This window comes from Cobetia sp. UCD-24C, assembly GCF_001306765.1.
GTDB lineage: Bacteria > Pseudomonadota > Gammaproteobacteria > Pseudomonadales > Halomonadaceae > Cobetia > Cobetia amphilecti.
Genome location: NZ_LJTD01000006.1, coordinates 268055 through 286653 on the forward strand (window position 1 = coordinate 268055; position 18599 = coordinate 286653).

The 18599-nt window shown below is 65.0% G+C and carries 18 protein-coding genes and 1 pseudogene; 5 read left to right on the forward strand and 14 right to left on the reverse strand.

Annotated features, from left to right (window positions below):
• The first annotated feature begins 100 nt into the window (after positions 1-100).
• The 3 genes from AOG28_RS10935 (at position 101) to dtd (ending at position 2707) form a co-directional block, all read left to right on the forward strand.
• Positions 101-763, forward strand: coding sequence for a TRAP transporter small permease (locus AOG28_RS10935; RefSeq protein ID WP_052384515.1), 663 nt, complete (start codon positions 101-103; stop codon positions 761-763).
• Between the two features lie 78 nt (positions 764-841).
• Entirely contained in the window at positions 842-2116 is a 1275-nt protein-coding gene (locus tag AOG28_RS10940; RefSeq protein ID WP_054556427.1) for a TRAP transporter large permease, read from the forward strand.
• A gap of 141 nt (positions 2117-2257) precedes the next feature.
• Positions 2258-2707, forward strand: coding sequence for a D-aminoacyl-tRNA deacylase (dtd, locus tag AOG28_RS10945; protein WP_054556428.1), 450 nt, complete (start codon positions 2258-2260; stop codon positions 2705-2707).
• 99 nt (positions 2708-2806) lie between these two features.
• On the opposite strand, the gene AOG28_RS10950 is transcribed toward dtd, so the two are convergent.
• The 6 genes from AOG28_RS10950 to AOG28_RS10975 all read right to left on the reverse strand — a co-directional run bounded on the left by AOG28_RS10950 (position 2807) and on the right by AOG28_RS10975 (position 9081).
• On the reverse strand, positions 2807-3853 hold the full coding sequence (locus AOG28_RS10950) for a TRAP transporter substrate-binding protein (protein ID WP_225348088.1): 1047 nt from the start codon (positions 3851-3853) through the stop codon (positions 2807-2809).
• Positions 3854-4111: 258 nt separating this feature from the next.
• A complete protein-coding gene (locus tag AOG28_RS10955) occupies positions 4112-5518 on the reverse strand; it encodes a TRAP transporter large permease (RefSeq protein WP_054556429.1) in 1407 nt (468 codons plus the stop codon).
• Positions 5518-6087: a TRAP transporter small permease subunit gene (locus AOG28_RS10960; protein ID WP_043333327.1), complete on the reverse strand. Its 570-nt coding sequence runs from the start codon at positions 6085-6087 to the stop codon at positions 5518-5520. The genes AOG28_RS10955 and AOG28_RS10960 overlap by 1 nt, the downstream gene beginning before the upstream one ends.
• Before the next feature lie 624 nt (positions 6088-6711).
• The gene (locus AOG28_RS10965) at positions 6712-7542 is read right to left on the reverse strand and encodes an endonuclease/exonuclease/phosphatase family protein (protein ID WP_082388704.1); all 831 of its coding nucleotides are present in this window, start codon (positions 7540-7542) and stop codon (positions 6712-6714) included.
• Complete coding sequence (locus AOG28_RS10970; protein ID WP_043333328.1) at positions 7542-8186, reverse strand: thiol:disulfide interchange protein DsbA/DsbL; 645 nt, start codon at positions 8184-8186, stop codon at positions 7542-7544. Before AOG28_RS10970 ends, AOG28_RS10965 begins: the two co-directional genes overlap by 1 nt.
• Before the next feature lie 277 nt (positions 8187-8463).
• A complete protein-coding gene (locus AOG28_RS10975; RefSeq protein WP_054556481.1) occupies positions 8464-9081 on the reverse strand; it encodes a c-type cytochrome in 618 nt (205 codons plus the stop codon).
• Positions 9082-9519: 438 nt separating this feature from the next.
• Here AOG28_RS10975 and yihA point away from each other — a divergent pair, with 438 nt between their 5' ends.
• On the forward strand, positions 9520-10209 hold the full coding sequence (gene yihA, locus AOG28_RS10980) for a ribosome biogenesis GTP-binding protein YihA/YsxC (protein WP_054556430.1): 690 nt from the start codon (positions 9520-9522) through the stop codon (positions 10207-10209).
• A gap of 142 nt (positions 10210-10351) precedes the next feature.
• Here the strand turns inward: yihA and AOG28_RS10985 are convergent, their stop codons facing one another.
• The 8 genes and pseudogenes from AOG28_RS10985 to argH form a co-directional block, all read right to left on the reverse strand.
• Positions 10352-10762, reverse strand: coding sequence for a hypothetical protein (locus AOG28_RS10985; RefSeq protein WP_054556431.1), 411 nt, complete (start codon positions 10760-10762; stop codon positions 10352-10354).
• Between the two features lie 224 nt (positions 10763-10986).
• A complete protein-coding gene (locus AOG28_RS10990) occupies positions 10987-11706 on the reverse strand; it encodes an HAD family hydrolase (protein WP_054556432.1) in 720 nt (239 codons plus the stop codon).
• On the reverse strand, positions 11703-12797 hold the full coding sequence (locus AOG28_RS10995; protein ID WP_082388705.1) for a tyrosine recombinase XerC: 1095 nt from the start codon (positions 12795-12797) through the stop codon (positions 11703-11705). Before AOG28_RS10995 ends, AOG28_RS10990 begins: the two co-directional genes overlap by 4 nt.
• A complete protein-coding gene (locus tag AOG28_RS11000) occupies positions 12794-13585 on the reverse strand; it encodes a DUF484 family protein (RefSeq protein ID WP_054556433.1) in 792 nt (263 codons plus the stop codon). The genes AOG28_RS10995 and AOG28_RS11000 overlap by 4 nt, the downstream gene beginning before the upstream one ends.
• An 80-nt stretch (positions 13586-13665) precedes the next feature.
• The gene (gene dapF, locus AOG28_RS11005) at positions 13666-14496 is read right to left on the reverse strand and encodes a diaminopimelate epimerase (RefSeq protein ID WP_054556434.1); all 831 of its coding nucleotides are present in this window, start codon (positions 14494-14496) and stop codon (positions 13666-13668) included.
• Entirely contained in the window at positions 14496-15767 is a 1272-nt protein-coding gene (lysA, locus tag AOG28_RS11010) for a diaminopimelate decarboxylase (protein ID WP_043333334.1), read from the reverse strand. Before lysA ends, dapF begins: the two co-directional genes overlap by 1 nt.
• Positions 15768-15902: 135 nt before the next feature.
• A pseudogene (gene lptM, locus AOG28_RS18925) lies at positions 15903-16037 on the reverse strand (LPS translocon maturation chaperone LptM); the annotation flags it as partial.
• A 92-nt stretch (positions 16038-16129) separates the two neighbouring features.
• Complete coding sequence (argH, locus tag AOG28_RS11020; RefSeq protein WP_043333338.1) at positions 16130-17524, reverse strand: argininosuccinate lyase; 1395 nt, start codon at positions 17522-17524, stop codon at positions 16130-16132.
• A gap of 275 nt (positions 17525-17799) precedes the next feature.
• Here argH and hemC point away from each other — a divergent pair, with 275 nt between their 5' ends.
• A complete protein-coding gene (gene hemC, locus AOG28_RS11025) occupies positions 17800-18594 on the forward strand; it encodes a hydroxymethylbilane synthase (protein ID WP_054556436.1) in 795 nt (264 codons plus the stop codon).
• Positions 18595-18599 lie beyond the last annotated feature (5 nt).

Sequence of the window (18599 nt, forward strand, 5' to 3'; positions counted from 1 at the left end):
CGTACTGGCAAATGCAGGCCGTCTGGCGCAAACCACTGCGCTCATGACGTCTGGTAGAAAGCCTATCTGGCAGGATGCCACATCAATAGGAAGCTGCTTCATGAACTCGCCCCCCTCCAAGTCTCCCTCCGCTGACGAGACCCGCCCCGCCCCGGCCGAGACGAATGGCGGTCAGGACCCCCTCGCACATCTGCCCGCGCCGCTGCGCCGTCTGGCCGCCTGGTTCGAACGTGGTGACCAGGGCCTGGCGCATGTCGAGCGCTGGTTGATCGCCCTGTGCGTGCTGGGCATGGCGACGGCCAGCATCGCCAACGTCATCGGGCGCAACGTCTTCAACTACAGCCTGCCGTTCACCGAAGAGCTGATGCAGATCCTGCAGCTGTGGCTGACCTTCCTCGGCATCAGTTACGGGGCGCGCGCCGGGCGTCATATCCGCGTGACGGCGCTGCTGGACTTCATGCCGCCGTGGTTGCGCAAGGTGCTGCTGATCGCCGGACAGGTCATCACCTGTGCCTTGCTGGCCTACCTCGCCTGGCTGGCGGTGGATTATCTGCAGAGCCTGGCCAAGTCCGGGCGTGTCACGCCGTCGCTGCGCTGGTCGCTGGCGGCGCTCTATGCCGTGGTCCCGCTGGGACTGGCGCTCGGGGCTCTCCAGTACCTGATGGCGATTCTGCGCAACCTGCTGGCGCAGGGCGCCTGGTTGTCATGGCGTACGGCGGAAATGGACGAGAACGAGGAAGTCGACGGCAGTGGCGCGCTCTAGCCACTGCACCGGGAATGTCTTCTCGATGTCTCGATAGACGATTGATCACACTTCATTGACCCAGGGACGGAAGCTGCGATGTGGATTCTGCTCGTGATGGTGGGGCTGCTGTTGCTTGGGGTACCCATGATGGTGCCATTGAGCGTCGGCACCTTTTTCTTGTTGTTCAGCGATTTTCCCTTCCTCAAGCCGGAGCTGGTGATCCAGCAGATGATCGGTGGCCTGCAGCCGGTGGTGCTGACGGCGGTGCCGATGTTCATTCTGGCGGCCGATATCATGCTCAAGGGCTCCACTGCCCAGCGCCTGCTGGATCTGGTCGAGCGCTTCGTCGGCCACTGGCGCGGTGGCCTGCCGGTGACCACCGCGCTGGGCTGCACCCTGTTCGGCGCGGTGTCCGGCTCCACCCAAGCCACGGTGGTGGCGATGGGGCGCCCGTTGCGCCCGCGGCTGCTGGAAGCCGGTTACAGTGACAAGTTCACCATCGCATTGATCATCAATGCCTCCGATATCGCGCTGCTGATTCCGCCCTCCATCGGCATGATCATCTATGGCGTCGCGACCGGTACCTCGGTGGGTGACCTGTTCATCGCCGGTATCGGCCCGGGGCTGATGATCCTGGTGCTGTTCTCGCTCTACTGCATGTGGAAGTCGTGGAAGCTGGGCATCGCCCCGCAGCCCAAGGCGGACTGGCCCGCACGCCTCAAGGCCTTGAAGCGCGCCAGCCTGCCGGCGGGCTTCCCGGTGATCATCATCGGCGGCATCTACTCGGGCATGTTCTCGCCGACGGAGGCCGCCACGGTCTCGGTGATCTACGCGCTGATTCTCGAGATGCTGATCTATCGCGGCGTGACCCTGAAGGACCTGCCCAGTGTGGCCTTCTCCACGGGGCTGATCACCGCGGTGGTGTTCATCCTGGTGGCGGCGGGCGCGGGATTCTCGTGGATGATCTCCTTCGCCAAGATTCCGGATGCCATCCTCGGCGGCTACATCCCCTACCTGTCGGAGCACGCGCTGGCGCTCTTGGCAGTGATCGCGGCGGCCTACTTCGTCGGTTGCATGTTCGTGGACCCCATCGTGGTGATCCTGATTCTGGCACCGGTGTTTGCGCCGGCAGTCGATGCCGCCGGGCTGGACCCGGTGCTGGTCGGCACCCTGGTCACCCTGCAGGCGGCGATAGGTTCGGCGACCCCGCCCTTCGGCTGCGACATCTTCACGGCGGTGGCGGTATTCCGAAAACCGTACATGGAGGTCATCCGGGGGACGCCGCCCTTCATTGCCCTACTGTTGCTGGCGACGGTGCTGCTGATGCTGTTCCCGCAGATCGCGCTGTTCCTGCCGAGCCTCGCCAACTAGCAGCTCGCCAACTGGCAGCTCGCCCAATCGAGTAGCACCTGTCGCGCCCCGCAGACCCAGTCTGCGGGGCGTTCGCGTCTGGTATGCTCCCGAACACGAAATGTCATGAATCATCATCCATCTCTTGAAGGAGCAAGCGGCATGCGAGCATTGATCCAGCGCGTCACACGGGCAGAAGTCGTGGTCGAGGACGAGAGCGTCGGCGCCATCGAGGGCGGTCTGCTGGTGCTGGTGGGCGTCGAGAAGGGCGATGATGAGGCGCGTGCCGACAAGCTGCTGCACAAGCTGCTGCATTACCGGGTCTTCGGTGACGAGAACGACAAGATGAACCTCAACGTCCAGCAGGCGGGCGGCAGTCTGCTGCTGGTCTCGCAGTTCACGCTGGCGGCGGACACCGGCAGCGGCATGCGCCCCAGCTTCTCCTCGGCGGCGCCACCGGCGGAGGGCGAGCGGCTGTTCACCTATCTGGTCGACAAGGCACGTGAGCGCGGGCGAGAACTCGGGGTGGGAATCGAGACCGGACGTTTCGGCGCCAACATGCAGGCCTCGCTACTCAATGACGGGCCGGTGACCTTCCTGCTCGAGAGCTGATCGCGCAGACCCAAAAAAGCCGCCCCCGAGAGGGCGGCTGCAAGCATTGGATGACGGGACTGCGCCGTCTCACGGGAGCGCGGCGCAGGTAACGCAGTCTTACTGCACGCCTTCCGGATTGCGTGCGTTCAGGTAGGCCTGCTCAGAGACCTCATGCCACTTCTCGACCTTGCCTTCGAAGGTGGTGTAGGACTCGTAGATGCGACCGGCCAGATCGTTGGAGTCGCCGAGTTTCTTGACCACTTCGCCGGACAGCTCACGTGCCTTGTCGAGCACGTCCTGCGGGTAGCGGCGCAGCTCGACCTTGTGCTCGTTGAGCAGTGTCTCGAGGGCGTCGTTGTTGCGCGCGGTGTACTCGTCGAGCATGTCCTGGTTCACGTCACGTACCGCGGAACGCAGGATGGCCTGCAGGTCCTTGGGCAGCTCGGCCATGGCGTCGTCATTGACGATGGCCTCGAAGGTGACGGTCGGCTCGTGCCAGCCCGGATAGTAGTAGTACTTGGCGGCCTGATAGAGACCGAAGGCCAGGTCGTTGTACGGACCGATCCACTCGGTGGCATCGATGGCACCGGACTGCAGCGAGGTGAAGATCTCGCCGCCCGGCATGCTGACCGTCGCCACGCCCATCTGCTGCATGACATCGCCACCCAGACCCGGCATACGCATCTTCAGACCATCGAGGTCGGCGACCGAGTTGATCTCCTTGTTGAACCAGCCGCCCATCTGCACGCCCGAGGCGCCGCCCGCCATGACTTCGACGCCGAACTTGTCGTAGACCTCGTTCCACAGCTCCAGACCGCCGCCGTAATGCAGCCAGGCGTTCATTTCCTGCGCGGTCATGCCGAAGGGCACGGCGGCGAAGAACTGGGCTTCCGGCGCCTTGCCTTTCCAGTAGTAGGAAGCCGAGTGACCGATCTGCGCGGTACCGGAAGATACGGAGTCGAGGACCTCGAAGCCCGGGACCAGCTGGCCTGCGCCATAGACCTTGATCTTGAGACGGCCGTCGGACATCTCATCGACCAGACGTGCGAGGCGTTCCGGCCCCTGGCCCACCCCCGGGAAGTTCTTCGGCCACGAGGTGACCATCTTCCAGGTGAAGGTATCGGCGGCATTGGCAACGGCCGGCAGGGTGCCCATGGCGGTCATGGTGCCGACGGCGATGCCGAAGGCGAGTTTGTTGAGTTGCATGGCATGCTCCTTGAAGTGCCCGATTGTTGTTGTGCACCGGTCATGAACTGGCGCTGGGCAAGAGGTGGGCCGCGTACGACCCCCGGATATGATGCATCTGCATGAGCCGACTGGCGGCTCTCCCATCAGCTGGCGGGGCAGACCCCGCCAATTCAGTTGCTGCTCTGTCTTTGTTCTGTCCGTGTTCTGTCCTTGTGCTGTCTCGTCAGTCGTGGCCTAGAACTGGGCCGGCAGCCAGGTCGCCAGGCCCGGGAAGGCGGCCAGGGCGCCCAGCATGCACAGCTGGATCAGGATGAACGGCACGACACCCTTGTAGATCTGGCTGGTGCTGACTTCCTTGGGCGCCACGCCGCGCAGATAGAACAGCGCGAACCCGAAGGGCGGCGTCAGGAAGGAGGTCTGCAGGTTGATGGCGATCATGATGCCCAGCCAGATCGGGTCGAGGCCCATGGCCAGCAGCACCGGGCCGACGATCGGCACCACCACGAAGGTGATCTCGATGAAGTCGAGGATGAAGCCGAGCAGGAAGATCACCAGCATCACCACCAGGGTGGCACCGATGACGCCGCCGGGCATGTTCTCGAAGATCTCGGTGACGACCTCTTCGCCGCCGAAGCCGCGGAACACTAGCGAGAACAGCGCGGCACCGATCAGGATCAGGAACACCATCGAGGTGACATTGGTGGTGGAGCGCACCACTTCCGTCAGGGTCTTCAGGCTCAGCTTGCGATTGGCGAGGGCCAGCATCAGGGCGCCGAAGGCACCCACGGCAGAGGCTTCGGTCGGGGTCGCGAGACCGCCGAGAATCGAGCCGAGCACACAGACGATCAGCACGATCGGCGGCACCAGCCCCTTCATCAGCAGCCAGAAGATGCTGCCGGTATGTCCCAGCTCTTCCATCAGCGCATCACGATCGACGGCCGGCGCCTTCTCCGGCTTCAGCCAGGCGACCATGGCGATGTAGACGATATAGGCGAGCACCAGGATCAGGCCCGGAATCAGCGCGCCGATGAACAGGTCACCCACCGAGACGGTCTTCGGGCTCCAGATGCCCATCGACAGTTGCGCCTGCTGATAGGCGGAAGACAGCACGTCGCCCAGCAGGACCAGCGCGATGGATGGCGGGATGATCTGCCCCAGGGTGCCGGTGGCACAGATGGCGCCGGTGGCCAGTGACGGGTCGTAACCGCGCTTGAGCATGGTCGGCAGTGACAGCAGGCCCATGGTGACGACGGTCGCGCCGACGATACCGGTGGAGGCAGCCAGCAGCATGCCGACGATGGTCACGGAAATCCCCAGCCCACCACGCAGCGAGCCGAACATCAACGCCATGGCGTCGAGCAGCGTCTCGGCGACCTTGGACTTCTCCAGCAGCACGCCCATCAACACGAACAATGGCACGGCCAGCAGGGTCTGGTTGGTCATGGTGCCGTAGAGGCGGTTGGGCATCGCGGACAGGAAGCTGGCATCGAATACGCCCTGGGTAATGCCCAGCGCATCCAGCCCCATGCCGAGTCCGGCGAAGGCAAGCGCGGTACCGGCCAGTGACAGCGCCACCGGATAGCCCAGCATCAAGACGATACAGATACACACGAACAGCAGCAGTGGCATGATCTCGAGCATTACACCAGCTCCTCATCGTGGTCAGGGGTGTCATCGCTCGCATGCGGAGAGGGCAGGCGGCCCATCAGGAACAGCAGGTGGCGGCCGGCTTCCGCCACGCCTTGCAGCATCATCAGGATGGCGATGGCCGGAATCAGGGTCTTGAGCAGGTAGACGCCCGGCAGGCCGCCGGATTCGGGTGAGGCTTCCTTGATGCCCCAGGAATCGCCCACGTAACCGAGGCTGGAGAGCAGGATGAAGGTCATCACCGGGAACAGCAGGAACAGGGTGCCGCCGAGATCGACCCACGACTTTCCGCGGTGCGACATGCGCTGATAGAAGATATCCACCCGCACATGGCCGTCGTGCTTGAGCGTGTAGCTGGCGGCGAGCAGGAAGACGGCCGCGTGCATGTACATCACGGATTCCTGCATGGGGATGCTGTTGATGTTGAAGGCGTAGCGCAGCATCACGATGGTGAATTCGACCAGCATCATGATGACGACCAGCCAGGACACACAGCGTCCCAGCCCCTCGGTCATGCGGTCGAGCCCTGTGAGCCAGCCGGGGGTAGAGGCATTGGCAGACATGGAGTCCCCTTGGCCTGCGGGTAGCAGGTGATGATTGTTGGTGTTGTTGTTGCTTTGCCGACAGCGTCTGCTGTGTCTTTGCCAAGCGCTTGTGTTGCAAGCGATTGCTGGCAAGGTCGCCAATTCAGATGTTGCTCATGTTGTGGTCAGTCGCGGTGTCCAGCAAGCCGTGATGGCATCGCTTTGAACAACGCTATTCCACGCTTCATCCCTGTAAGTGACGTCGCTCGGATGCGGCATGCCATCAGTCATCGCTAAGTCAACGATTAATCCACGTCATTGGCAGACAAAGAGTAGCGAGCGGCGCCGCAACAACAAATGGATCATTGGTCTGACAGGCGGTTTTTGTCTTTGCTTACAGTGAGATAGGCGAAGAAATACCGGCAGGCAGGCAAGGAAACGGGCAAGTAAGGGCGCGGCAGATCGCGTTATGCGCATCCAACAGTCGGCAAGCGATGCGCCGCAGACGCGATGGCAGGGGTGAGCATCATGGCGCAGACAGCTGCCGGCAAGCCGTAGCTGAGGGAAGCCTGGGTCGGGAAAGCCAGGCGGGAAAGCCAGGCAGTAGAGGGGGCGATATCCGAGGGGCAGGCGTCAGAGATGCCTATGCAAGAGAGACAGGCGTCAGGCGAGCCCGATCGCCTTGCGGCATGCGGCTGGCAGATGGACTTCTACCGCAAGCGGCAGATGGTCGGAGAACAGGTGTGACAGCGTGGTCGGGTGGCTCAAGCGCAGCGTCGAGGAGACCAGGATATGGTCGAGCCCACGGCGTGGCTGCCAGGCCGGGTAGCTGTTGATGGCCTTGCTGGGGCGGGAGTCGAGTGCCTCGCTGAACGCCTTGTGCTGACGAAGCTGGGACAACGTGCAATTGAGGTCGCCCATCACGATGACATGCTTGAGGGGCGCGATCAGCTCGCCGAGGTACTGCAGCTGACGATGCTGGATACGGGCACCGAGTGCCAGGTGGGTCACGAAGACATGCAGGGCGTGTTCGCCCTCGCCGAAGCGGGCATGGATGGCCCCGCGTCCCGGTAGGGTACCGGGCAGGCTGTGCTCTTCGAGATGGCTGATCGGCAGGCGCGACAGCAGGCCGTTGCTGTGCTGAGCCAGGCGGCCCAGATTGCGATTGAGCTGCTGATAGCGATGCGGGAATTCGGCCGTCTCGGCCAGTGAGTCGACCTGATTGACGTTGCCGGAGCGGAAACTGCCACCGTCGACTTCCTGCAGCCCGACGATATCGTAGGGCGTGATGGCGGCGGCGATCAGCTCCAGACGCTTGCGGCGCATCGGGTGTGGCAGCACATGCTGCCAACCGCGGGTGACGTAGTGATGCCACGCTGCGGTATGGATACCGACCTGCATGTTGAAGGTCAGCAGACGCAGGGGAGGTGCCGTCTCGTCGAGTCCGGCACCTCCCGCGGCGCTGGCGGCCACTGGGTCAGCAGCCGCTGCCATCAAGCGGCGTCCTTGCTGCCGGCTTTCTCTTCACGCACCTGCTCGACCAGCTCGTCGGTGATCTTGAGCATGTTCTGCAGTGAGCCAGCCGTGCTCGGCGAGATGACATAGCGGCCATCGACGATCAGTGCCGGTACGCCCATGATCTTGTAGGCACGCATCTGGGCGTGGGCCTGATTGACCTGGCTCTTCACGCCGAAGGAGGTCAGCGACTTCTTGGCGTCTTCTTCGCTGACGCCGTAGTCGCTGTAGAACTTGGCGATATCATCCGGATCGGTCAGGCGCTGGTGGTCCTGATGGATGGCATCGAAGAAGGCCTTGTGGGTCTCGTCGAGGATGCCCAGGTCCTTGGCGGCATAGAAGGCATAGGCGTGCTTGACCCAGTCCTGCCCCATGGTGGCCGGCAGACGGTTGAAGGTCACGTCACTCGGCAGCTCATCGACCCACGGCTCGAGGCTGGATTCCAGCTTGTAGCAGTGCGGGCAGCCATACCAGAACGCTTCGACCACTTCGACATTGCCCGCCGGCGCGTCGGTCTTCACCGGCTCGTCGAGTACCTGATAGTCCTTGCCAGCTTCAGCGGCGAACACGCTTGCTGACAGGCCAAGGCCCGCCACCAGAGTCAGTAGGGGTTTCCACTTCATGGAACATCTCCATCGGATTGAGGCATGCCCGGGCATGATACCCGGCAACATTAGTGATGCATCGAGTATGCGTGTCAGCCACCACTGCTGTCGAGACTGCCGGGCGGGACACGGCGGATCACTGTCGGGCCAGCCTAGCGTGACAAGGTTGACCGTTGGATGAACGCCGTTCGATCACGCGCCATACAAGGCGTCGCTCGAACACGCCCCGTGAACGGCGTGCTGGTGGCGGTCGTCATCAAGTCAGTCATACGCGATACCCGGCTGAACGGATGCCTCAGCGCAGGCCGTGGAGATATTCGGCCACCTGCTGCATGTCGCTGTCACTCATGCGCGCGGCGATGCTGCTCATGATGGCGTTCGGGTCGTTGTCGCGGCTGCCGTCGCGGAAGGCCTTGAGTGCCGTCACGGTATAGGCGGGGAATTGCCCGGCCAGCGCCGGATAACCTGCCGAGTCGATGCCTTCACCACGCGGGCCATGACAGGCTGTGCAGGCCGCGATGCCGCGTTCGAGCGAGCCGGCCCGATACAGCACCTCGCCTGCACGGGCCGCCTCTGGCTCGGCCTGACCACGATTGGCGGGCTGCGCGGCGTAATGGGCCGCGATATCGGCGATGTCCTGATCGCTCAGGTTGTCGGCGATACCGGCCATCTGCGGCACCGAGCGGCGACCATCCTGGATGTCGGCCGTCTGCTTGCGCAGGTAGTGGGCCTGCTGGCCAGCAAGATGGGGGAAGGCCGGCGTCGGCGAGATGCCCTGGGCGCCATGACAGGCAGCACAGACGGCAGCCTTGGCCTTGCCTGCCGCGGCATCGCCGACCAGCGACTCGGCGGCGGCCCCCGTCGGCAAGGTGGCGGCCAGCGTCGTGGCAGCAAGTGCCAGCAGCAGGCGCAAGGGGCGCTCGGGGGTCTGCCTTGGTCTCATCAGCTCATCCATTTCACTGGTCCCTGTTTCACGAAGAGGCCCGTTCGGGCTTGTATCATCCGGCGTGGATGGTGGCCTCTGTCATTTCCCCGGTGCCCGCGCCGTGCTGCGTGCGGTGAGAAGTGCACCCCACTCTCGCAGCCCGTGAGAGCGGGGTGGTACACTAGGCCTCATGATCGCCATGCTGACCTTGCAGGCAGTATAGCGAATCCCCTCAGGGCGCGTGAGCGTGCCTGTCGCCAGTCGTGTCATCGCAGTAATCCATTGCATCTTCCCGCTGTCGTCGGCAAGTTGCAGCGCCGATGGCAGGGCATGCGGCACTCTTTTCGTTACACCGGTCGTTTCTTCTGCTCTCTCGTGCTGTCGCGCGGGCGAGACGTCCGCCTTCAACAGGTATTCAGAACTCCCATGGCCGAATCAGCTCCTTCGACCCCCAAGCTCCATTATCGTCAGGCGCGCTTCCTGATCAGTGCCGCGACTCTGGCCCAGTGCCCGACGGACGTGGGTGCCGAAGTGGCCTTCGCGGGTCGCTCCAATGCCGGCAAGTCCAGCGCCATCAATGCGCTGACTTCGCAGAAGGCGTTGGCCCGTACCTCCAAGACCCCCGGCCGCACCCAGCTGATCAACTATTTCACCATCGGTGAAACGGGCCGCCATCTGGTCGACCTGCCCGGCTATGGCTATGCCAAGGTGCCGGACAAGGTGAAGCGCGAGTGGCAGTCCCATCTGTCCAACTACCTGCGCAACCGCCAGTCGCTGCGGGGCCTGGTGCTGCTGATGGATGTGCGCCATCCGCTGTCCGAATTCGACCAGATGATGCTGGGCTGGGCCGATGAGGCCAAGATGCCGGTGCATATCCTGCTGACTAAGGCGGACAAGCTGAAGCGCGGGCCTGCTGCGGCAAGCCTGCAGAAGGTGCGTCACGCGCTCAAGGAGTGGGAAGACCTGGTCACCGTGCAGCTGTTCTCGTCGCTGAAGTATTCCGGTGTGGAGCAGGTGCATGCCAAGCTCGATGAGTGGCTGGCGGACCCGTCGGTGATGGATGGCGTGGAAGAGATGGCGGGCGATGAGGCACCGCAGGATCCCTTCGACGACTGACTGAAGGTGTAGGCGATTTGGGGCGAAGCCTCGAACCACGCCACCTTGCATGACGAAACGGCCACCCCTCGGGGTGGCCGTTTGCGTTACGACAGGCGCGTTGTCACTCACATCTGTATTGTTGCCCTTCCCCAAGGGCCACTCACATGAACAGGCTGCGCGGCGCGCTGCTGATGGGGTCAAGGCGGGTCAAAGAGCTCGTCTCCCTGGGCGCCGAGAGGATATGCGGCACCTTTGCCGCGGGCTCGACGACTTCCGGCATCGTCACGGCCTCGCTGGGGATGAGCAGGCTGCGCATGGCCTCCTGTGGTGAGGCTGCCGGCGCTTCCTGCACGCCGGATTGCAGCGTCGCGAGGCTGGCACGCCCACTGTAGACCGCCATGATGACCAGCAACGCGGATGCCAGCACGATGGCGATGCCTTTCAGCAGGGCGCGGCTGGTCTGACGCGAGGGCGTCATGATCTGCGCGCGCTGCTCGCCTTCACCATGCAGGGGCGGCCTCTGGGCAGAGGAAGATGACACACGGTAGCGCGGGAGTGAGTGGGTGCTCATGCTGGCCTCTCCTTTTGAGGTCGAGGTGGCAGGCATCTCCCAGCGCAGACTCAGGAACCCCGGACAGGGTTCAATATCGACGACGCTGAGAAACTTGTACATGAAATATGGTTGAGGCGTCATTTTTGTACAAGTTTTAATTCACTCAGCCATCGGGCACACCAGGCGCATCAGGCGCGCCGCACCTTGAGCCTCAGCCGTGGGCCGCTCAGTCATTCCGACACTCAGTCATTCAAACGTGCAATCAGCGCCGGCAGTTCGCGGACATGCGAGATGACATGTACGCCTGCCGGGACGGGGGCCGGGGCGCCCTGGCCCTTGACGTCGATCCAGGCGGCCTGCATGCCCAGGCGCGCGGCAGGCAAGGCATCTTCCTTCCATGAGTCACCGACATGCAGGGTGGTGGAGGGGCGGCTGCCCAGGCGAGCCATGGCGGCGAGGAAGGGGCGCGCATCCGGCTTGGGCGCCAGCCATTCGCCGGCGGCGATGCTGAACTCGAAATGATGATCCAGCGCGAGGCGAGCCAGGTCGACATTGCCATTGGTGATGGCACCAAGGCGGTAATCGCGGGCGAGGGAGTCGAGCAGCTCGCTGGCTTCCGGGAAGGGTGTCAATTCGTGGCGCAGCGCCAGGAAGCGCTCGATGGCGGCGCGTGACCAATGGCCCGCCTGCTCATCATCATGCCCGGCATCGCGCAGCATGGCGTGCATGGCCTCGCGCCGCAGCCAAGTGAAATCACCGCGGCGCAGCGGGTGCTCCAGCCCCAGCGCCATGCGGCGACGCGTGTATTCCTCGAGGGGGAAGTCGTTGGCATGCCCGATCTCGCCATCCAGCCAGGCGTAATGCTCGGCCTCGGCGCGCTCCATCACCGCGCGATTGGCCCACAGGGTGTCATCGAGATCGAAGGTCAAGGCCGTCAGGCGAGGCGCATTGGCAGGCGTCACAGGGTGTCATCCTTGAGTGGAGCATCAATAGGGGAGGTGGCGTCGGTGTCTGACGTTGCCGTCGCTGACCCGCGCTGGCGGCGGGCGCGAGGGTGGGCCTGATCATAGGCGCTGGCCAGTTGCTGCCAGTCGAGGCGCGTATAGACCTGGGTGGTCGAGAGGTGAGCGTGTCCCAGCAGTTCCTGCACGGCGCGCAGGTCGCCGCTGGATTCGAGCAGATGACTGGCGAAGGAGTGGCGCAGGCGGTGCGGGTGCAGATGCTCGGGCAGGCCACGTTCTTTCGCCTGCGTCACCAGCCTGAGCTGAACCCCACGCTGACCGAGGCGACGCCCCTGCTGGCCGACGAACAATGCCGGCTCGTCCCGGGCGGCGAGCTGACCACGCACCACCAGCCAGGCATCCAGCGCCTGGCGGGCGCGTGAGCCGATCGGCAGCTGGCGGGGCTTGTCGCCCTTGCCGCGTACGCGCAGGCGGCGGGTTTCCAGCATGTCGAGGTCGAGGCTGACCAGCTCCGAGAGACGCAAGCCCGCGCCGTAGAGCAGTTCCAGCATTGCCTGATCGCGGATCGCCAGCGGGGAGCCGTCATGTGGGCAGTCGAGAAAGCGCGCCAGGCTGTCGATATCCACCGGGCGTGGCAGGTGGTCCGGCAGGCGTGGTGTCTGCACCAGCCCCGCCGGGTTGTGTGGCAGCACATCCTGCTCGACCAACCAGCCACAGAAACGGCTGATCGCCGCGCGCCGCCGTGCCAATGAGCGCGGCGCGAGGCCACGACTGCGCTCGGCGCCCAGAAATCGCCTGAGCGTCGGTACGTCCAGCGCCTGCCAATCCTGCGGCAGGGGCGGCGCATCCTTTGCATGAGCGGCGATGCTGTCCGCTGCGGGACGCAGCATGAAGGCGGTCAACGCCTGCAGATCGCGCGCGTAGGCGCTGACGGTCGCGTGGCTGCTGTCGAGAGCAAGCTCGGCCAGAAATTCCCGACAGGTCGCGGACAGCGCCTGCTCGGCGGCAAGGCGCTCGGCGCTGCTCGCTGAGGTGCCATCGGCGGATGTGTCGACGACCGAGGCGCCGTGGGCCGGCTCGAGGCTGCTCATCGGCTGGCCTGGTCGTCACGGCTCGAGGAGCGCAGTGGCGGCTGGCCCGGGGCATCGCGGCCCAGGCAGCGGGCCAGCACGTCACCGAGGTATTCGGGAAACAGGGTGTCGAGACCGGCCCGGAACTGCTCGGCATCGGCACTCGCCACCACCAGATAGCCCAGGCACTCGCCGCGGGTCAGGCGCACGATGACGGCGGAGCCGCGCGTGGCATCGGCCTGGCTGGCATCGACGAGGTCTGCGCAGTCGGCGCCGAGTGGCCATTGATGGTCGGGCAGCAGGGCTTCCCAGCGCGTGCGCGGCATGGCCAGGCAGCGGCTGGCGCGACCCTCGAGCAGACGCTCGAACTGCTCGCCGCGCGCATCGTCGAGCGCCAGGCGCGGTGGCTGTGCCGAGGCACCGGCGTCGCGCTGCCACAGACAGACGGCCGCGATGTCGAACAGCTCGCTGAGACGCGTGGCCAGCGTTTCGGCCAGCGCATCATCGGACTCGGCATCGAGCAGATCCAGCACCAGCTGACGCAGACGCTGATAGCGACTCTCGTTGTCGCGCGCGGCGGTCAACAACTCCTCGAGGCGCTCTTCTGCCTGATCGGTCCGCCCGCGCAGGTCATGTACCAGCCGCTCCAGCAACGAGATGCTGCCGCCGCGCGCTTCCGGGTGTGGCACCCGCATGCGTTGCAGCAACCCTTCACGCCCCTCGAAGAAATCGGGATGCGTGGCCAGCCATTCGGCGACCCGATCCGGGTCCAGCGTGCGCGGGCGACGTGACACGGGTGACTCGGCCATGTGGGACTCCTTGCGGACGGTTGGCAGCGGGACGCCGTCGGCCATGTTTCCGGCAGCGTCCCTCGGCTGGGGCTGGCGATCTACAGGATGATGCGGCCTTCGAAGACGGTCTCGGCGGGACCGGTCATGAATACCGGCTGGCCGTCGCCAGCCCATTCGATGCTCAGGGTGCCGCCGGGCAGCGTGACGTTGACCGGGCTTGCCAGCAGGCCACGGCGAATGCCGGACGCGACCGCCGCACAGGCGCCGGTGCCACAGGCCAGCGTCTCGCCGACACCGCGCTCGAAGACACGCAGGCGCGCTTCATGCGGCGAGACGACCTCGAGGAAGCCGGCATTGACGCGCTTGGCGAAGCGCGGATGTGCCTCGATCCGCGGGCCCAGCGTCAGCACCGGGGCCTGTGCGACACTGTCGACCAGCAGCACTGCGTGGGGGTTGCCCATCGAGACGACGCCGATTTCCAGCGTCTCGCCGTCGACATCCAGGGTGTGCACCGGCAGGTCGGCCTCGGCCTCGAAGGGCAGCGCGGCCGGGGCGAAGCGCGGCGCGCCCATGTCGACGCGCACACGGCCATCTTCGGCGACGACCAGGGTCAGCGGGCCGCCGGCCGTCTCGACGCGAATCTCGCGCTTGGTGGTCAGGCGCTGTTCACGCACGAAGCGCGCGAAGCAGCGCGCCCCGTTGCCGCAGTTCTCGACTTCACTGCCATCGGCATTGTAGATGCGATAGCGGAAGTCCATGTCCGGGTCGCGGGGCGGCTCGACCACCAGCAGCTGGTCGAAGCCGATGCCGAAGTTGCGGTCCGCCAGACGGCGGATATCGGCATCGCGCAGGCGACTGCGCTGCGAGATCAGGTCAATGACCATGAAGTCATTGCCCAGTCCGTGCATCTTGGTGAAGTTCACCAGCATCAGGCATCACCTTCCGGCAGCAGTTGCTCACCGGTCCACAGTTCTTCGAGGCGCTCGCGACGACGCACCAGGTGCATCTCGGGGCCATCGACCATCACTTCGGCAGGACGGCAGCGGCTGTTGTAGCTCGAGGCCATGACGAAGCCGTAGGCACCGGAAGAGCGCACGGCGAGCAGGTCGCCCGGCGCGATGGCCAGTTCGCGGTCCTTGCCGAGGAAGTCACCGGTCTCGCAGACCGGACCGACCACATCGTAGCTGGCGGACTTGCGCGTCTCGCGCGTGTCGACGGTGACGATGTTCTGCCACGCCTGGTACAGCGACGGACGGATCAGGTCATTCATGCCGGCATCGATGATGGCGAAGTTCTTCTCTTCACCGGGCTTGAGGTACTCGACACGGGTCAGCAGCACGCCGGCGTTGGCAGCGATGGAGCGGCCCGGTTCGAACAGCAGCGTCATCTCGCTGCCGTGCTCATAGCGGGCCAGACGCTCCAGCAGGGCGCTGGCGTAGGCGAAGGGCTCCGGTGGGGTCTCGTTCTGGTAGGGCACGCCGAGGCCGCCGCCGAGATCGAGGTGCTCGATGACGATGCCGCGTTCACGCAGGCGATCCAGCAGCACCAGCAGGCGTTCGAGGGAATCGAGGAAGGGTGCCAGCTCGGTTAGCTGGGAGCCGATATGGCAGTCGGCACCGACCACCTGCACGTGCTCCATGGCGTTGGCGATCTCGTAGACCTCCAGCGCCTGTTCGACCGGAATGCCGAACTTGTTGGCCTTGAGGCCAGTGGAGATGTACGGGTGAGTGCCGGCATCGACGTCGGGATTGATGCGCAGCGACACCGGTGCGACGCGTCCGAGACGGCCGGCGACGGCGTTGAGGCGCTCAAGCTCCGGCAGCGACTCGACGTTGAAGCACTTGATGCCCAGCTCCAGTGCACGCTCCATCTCGCCTGCCTGCTTGGCGACGCCGGAGAACACCACCTTGGCGGGGTCGCCGCCGGCCTTGATGACGCGCTCCAGCTCACCGGCGGAGACGATGTCGAAGCCGGCGCCCAGACGTGCCAGCACATTGAGCACCGCCAGGTTGGAATTGGCCTTCACGGCATAGCAGATGAGGTGCGGGTGGTCGCCCAGCGCATCCTGATAAGCCTTGAAGTGGCGCTCGAGCGTGGCACGGCTGTAGACGTAGCACGGCGTGCCGAACTGCTCGGCCAGCGTGGCGAGCGAGACGTCTTCGGCGTGCAGCACGCCATCCTGATAAACGAAGTGATCCATGATCCGGCCTGCAAGATGTCGCGCCGGCGGGCATCACCCGCCGGAGATGAATAAGGGGGCTCAGGCGTCGCTGCCGGAAGTCTCGGCAGCGGCGGTGCTCTCTGTCTCGGAGGCGTCAGCTGCCGGCGCGGGAGCTTCGGCACGCTGACCACCGGCATCGGCGTCCGCCGGCAGATAGAGCGGGCCTTTCTGGCCGCAGCCGGCCAGCAGGCCAGCACCCAGCAGCAGCGCCGCGAGGGTGCGAAGGGTATGACGGGCGGACGGGCTCATCAGATGACGCATCGGGCGGCCTCCTGGCAGCAAGCGATAGAGCGATGCGGGCCCGGTTGCCATGGGTGGCGACCAGGCCCGAAAGAGGATGATCAGGCGCGCGAGGCCAGGGCGTCACGCGCACGCTGCACGGCAGCGCGGACCTGGTTCGGCGCGGTGCCACCGATGTGATTGCGCGCCGCGACGGAGCCTTCCAGCGTCAGCACGTCGAAGACGTCCTGTTCGATGGTGTCGGAGAACTGCTGGAGCTCTGCCAGGGTCATCTCGGACAGGTCGCGCTGCTGCTCGATGCCGAAGGCGACGGACTTGCCGACGATCTCGTGGGCATCACGGAAGGCGACGCCCTTGCGCACCAGGTAGTCCGCCAAGTCGGTCGCGGTGGCGAAGCCCTTGCTGGCCGAGGCGTACATGTTGTCGGACTTGGCGCGGATCGCCGGAATCATGTCGGCGAAGGCACGCAGGCTGCCGCGCACGGTATCGATGGTATCGAACAGCGGCTCCTTGTCTTCCTGATTGTCCTTGTTGTACGCCAGCGGCTGGGACTTCATCAGGGTCAGCAGGCTCATCAGGTGGCCATAGACACGACCGGTCTTGCCGCGCACCAGCTCCGGTACGTCCGGGTTCTTCTTCTGCGGCATGATGGAGGAGCCGGTGCAGAAGCGGTCCGGCAGGTCGATGAAGTCGAACTGGGCGCTGGTCCACAGCACCAGCTCTTCGCTCATGCGTGACAGGTGCATCATCAGCAGGCTGGCGAAGCTGGTGAATTCGATGGCGAAGTCACGGTCACTGACCGAATCGAGGCTGTTCTCGGTCGGACGGTCGAAGCCGAGCAGCTCGCTGGTGACGTGACGGTCGATGGGGAAGGTGGTGCCGGCCAGCGCCGCGGCGCCCAGCGGCAGCACGTTCATGCGCACGCGGCAGTCACGCAGGCGGTCCTGGTCGCGGGCGACCATTTCCTGCCAGGCCAGCAGGTGGTGGCCGAAGGTGACCGGCTGAGCGCTCTGCAGGTGAGTGAAGCCCGGCATGATGGTGTCGGCTTCCTGCTCGGCCAGGCCCAGCATGCCTTCGCGCAGACGCGTCAGTTCGGCGTCGATGGCGTCGATCTCGTCACGCAGATAGAGGCGGATGTCGGTGGCGACCTGGTCGTTGCGTGAACGGCCGGTGTGCAGCTTCTTGCCGGTGATGCCGATCTTGGCGGTCAGGCGTGCCTCGATGTTCATGTGCACGTCTTCCAGTGCCACGGACCACTCGAACTCGCCCCGCGCGATCTCTTCACTGATTTCCTTCAGTCCCGCGATGATGACGTCGCGTTCTTCTTCGCTCAGCACGCCGACACCGGCCAGCATGGTGGCGTGGGCGATGGAGCCCTGGATGTCGTGCTGCGCCATGCGCTGATCAAAATCGACGGAGGCGGTGAAACGTGCCACGAAGGCATCGGTCGGCTCGCTGAAGCGGCCGCCCCAGGACTGATTGGTAGATTCGCTCATCGGGATCTCGAATTGTGGTGACGTGTCCAGAGTTCGGCGTCCGGTGCACGGTCGCGCAGCCGGTATCGTTGACCTTGGAGTGTACCAGACTCCTGCGCGTGGGCGAGGGGCCGCGGCCAGTCCGGCGGATCGCAGGAAAGCGTGCCACGGATTTTCCCCCTGAGGTGACTGGCTTTATGATAAGTGTCATCAGAGGGCAGCACTGTTCGTCAGTCAGGTTTGCTCAACAACTTCGAATCAGATGGCGTGCGTTGCGCGCCAGCAAGGAGAATGCCGTGCCCCGCCGTGAGATTCTGCGTATCGCGACCCGCAAGAGCCTGCTCGCCCTGTGGCAGGCCGAACACGTCAAGGCGCGACTCGAGGCCCTGCATCCTGGCTTGAGCGTCGAGCTGGTGCCGATGTCGACGCGTGGTGACAAGATTCTCGATACCCCGCTGGCCAAGATCGGCGGCAAGGGGCTGTTCGTGAAGGAGCTGGAAGAGGCGATGCTCGATGGTCGCGCCGATATCGCCGTGCACTCCATGAAGGACGTGCCGATGCACTTCCCGGAGTCGCTGGGACTGGCGGTGATTCTCGAGCGTCACGCCCCGACCGACGCCTTCGTGTCCAACACCTGTGCCAACTTCGATGCCCTGCCGCAGGGCGCGCGCCTGGGCACCTCCAGCCTGCGCCGTGGTCTGCAGGCCAAGGCGGCACGCCCGGACCTGGAAGTGCTGAGCCTGCGCGGCAATGTCCAGACGCGTCTCGGAAAGCTGGATGCCGGCGAGTTCGACGCCATCATCCTGGCCACCTCCGGTCTGCAGCGCCTCGAGCTGGATGCGCGCATCACCGCCGAGATGGACGCCGAGACCTGCCTGCCAGCCTGTGGCCAGGGCGCGCTCGGCGAAGGCGGCAGCCAGCTGTGGCTGCGTGCGCTGGTCGGCAACCCCGACGGGACGGTCATCCTGCGCGCCGAAGCGCGTGGCCCGTCCGACGCTCCGGAGGCGCTGGGCGTCGCCGTTGCCGAAGACCTGCTCTCCCAGGGTGCCGGCGAGATTCTGGCGGCGGTCTACGGCGACGCTCGTGGCTGAGGTGT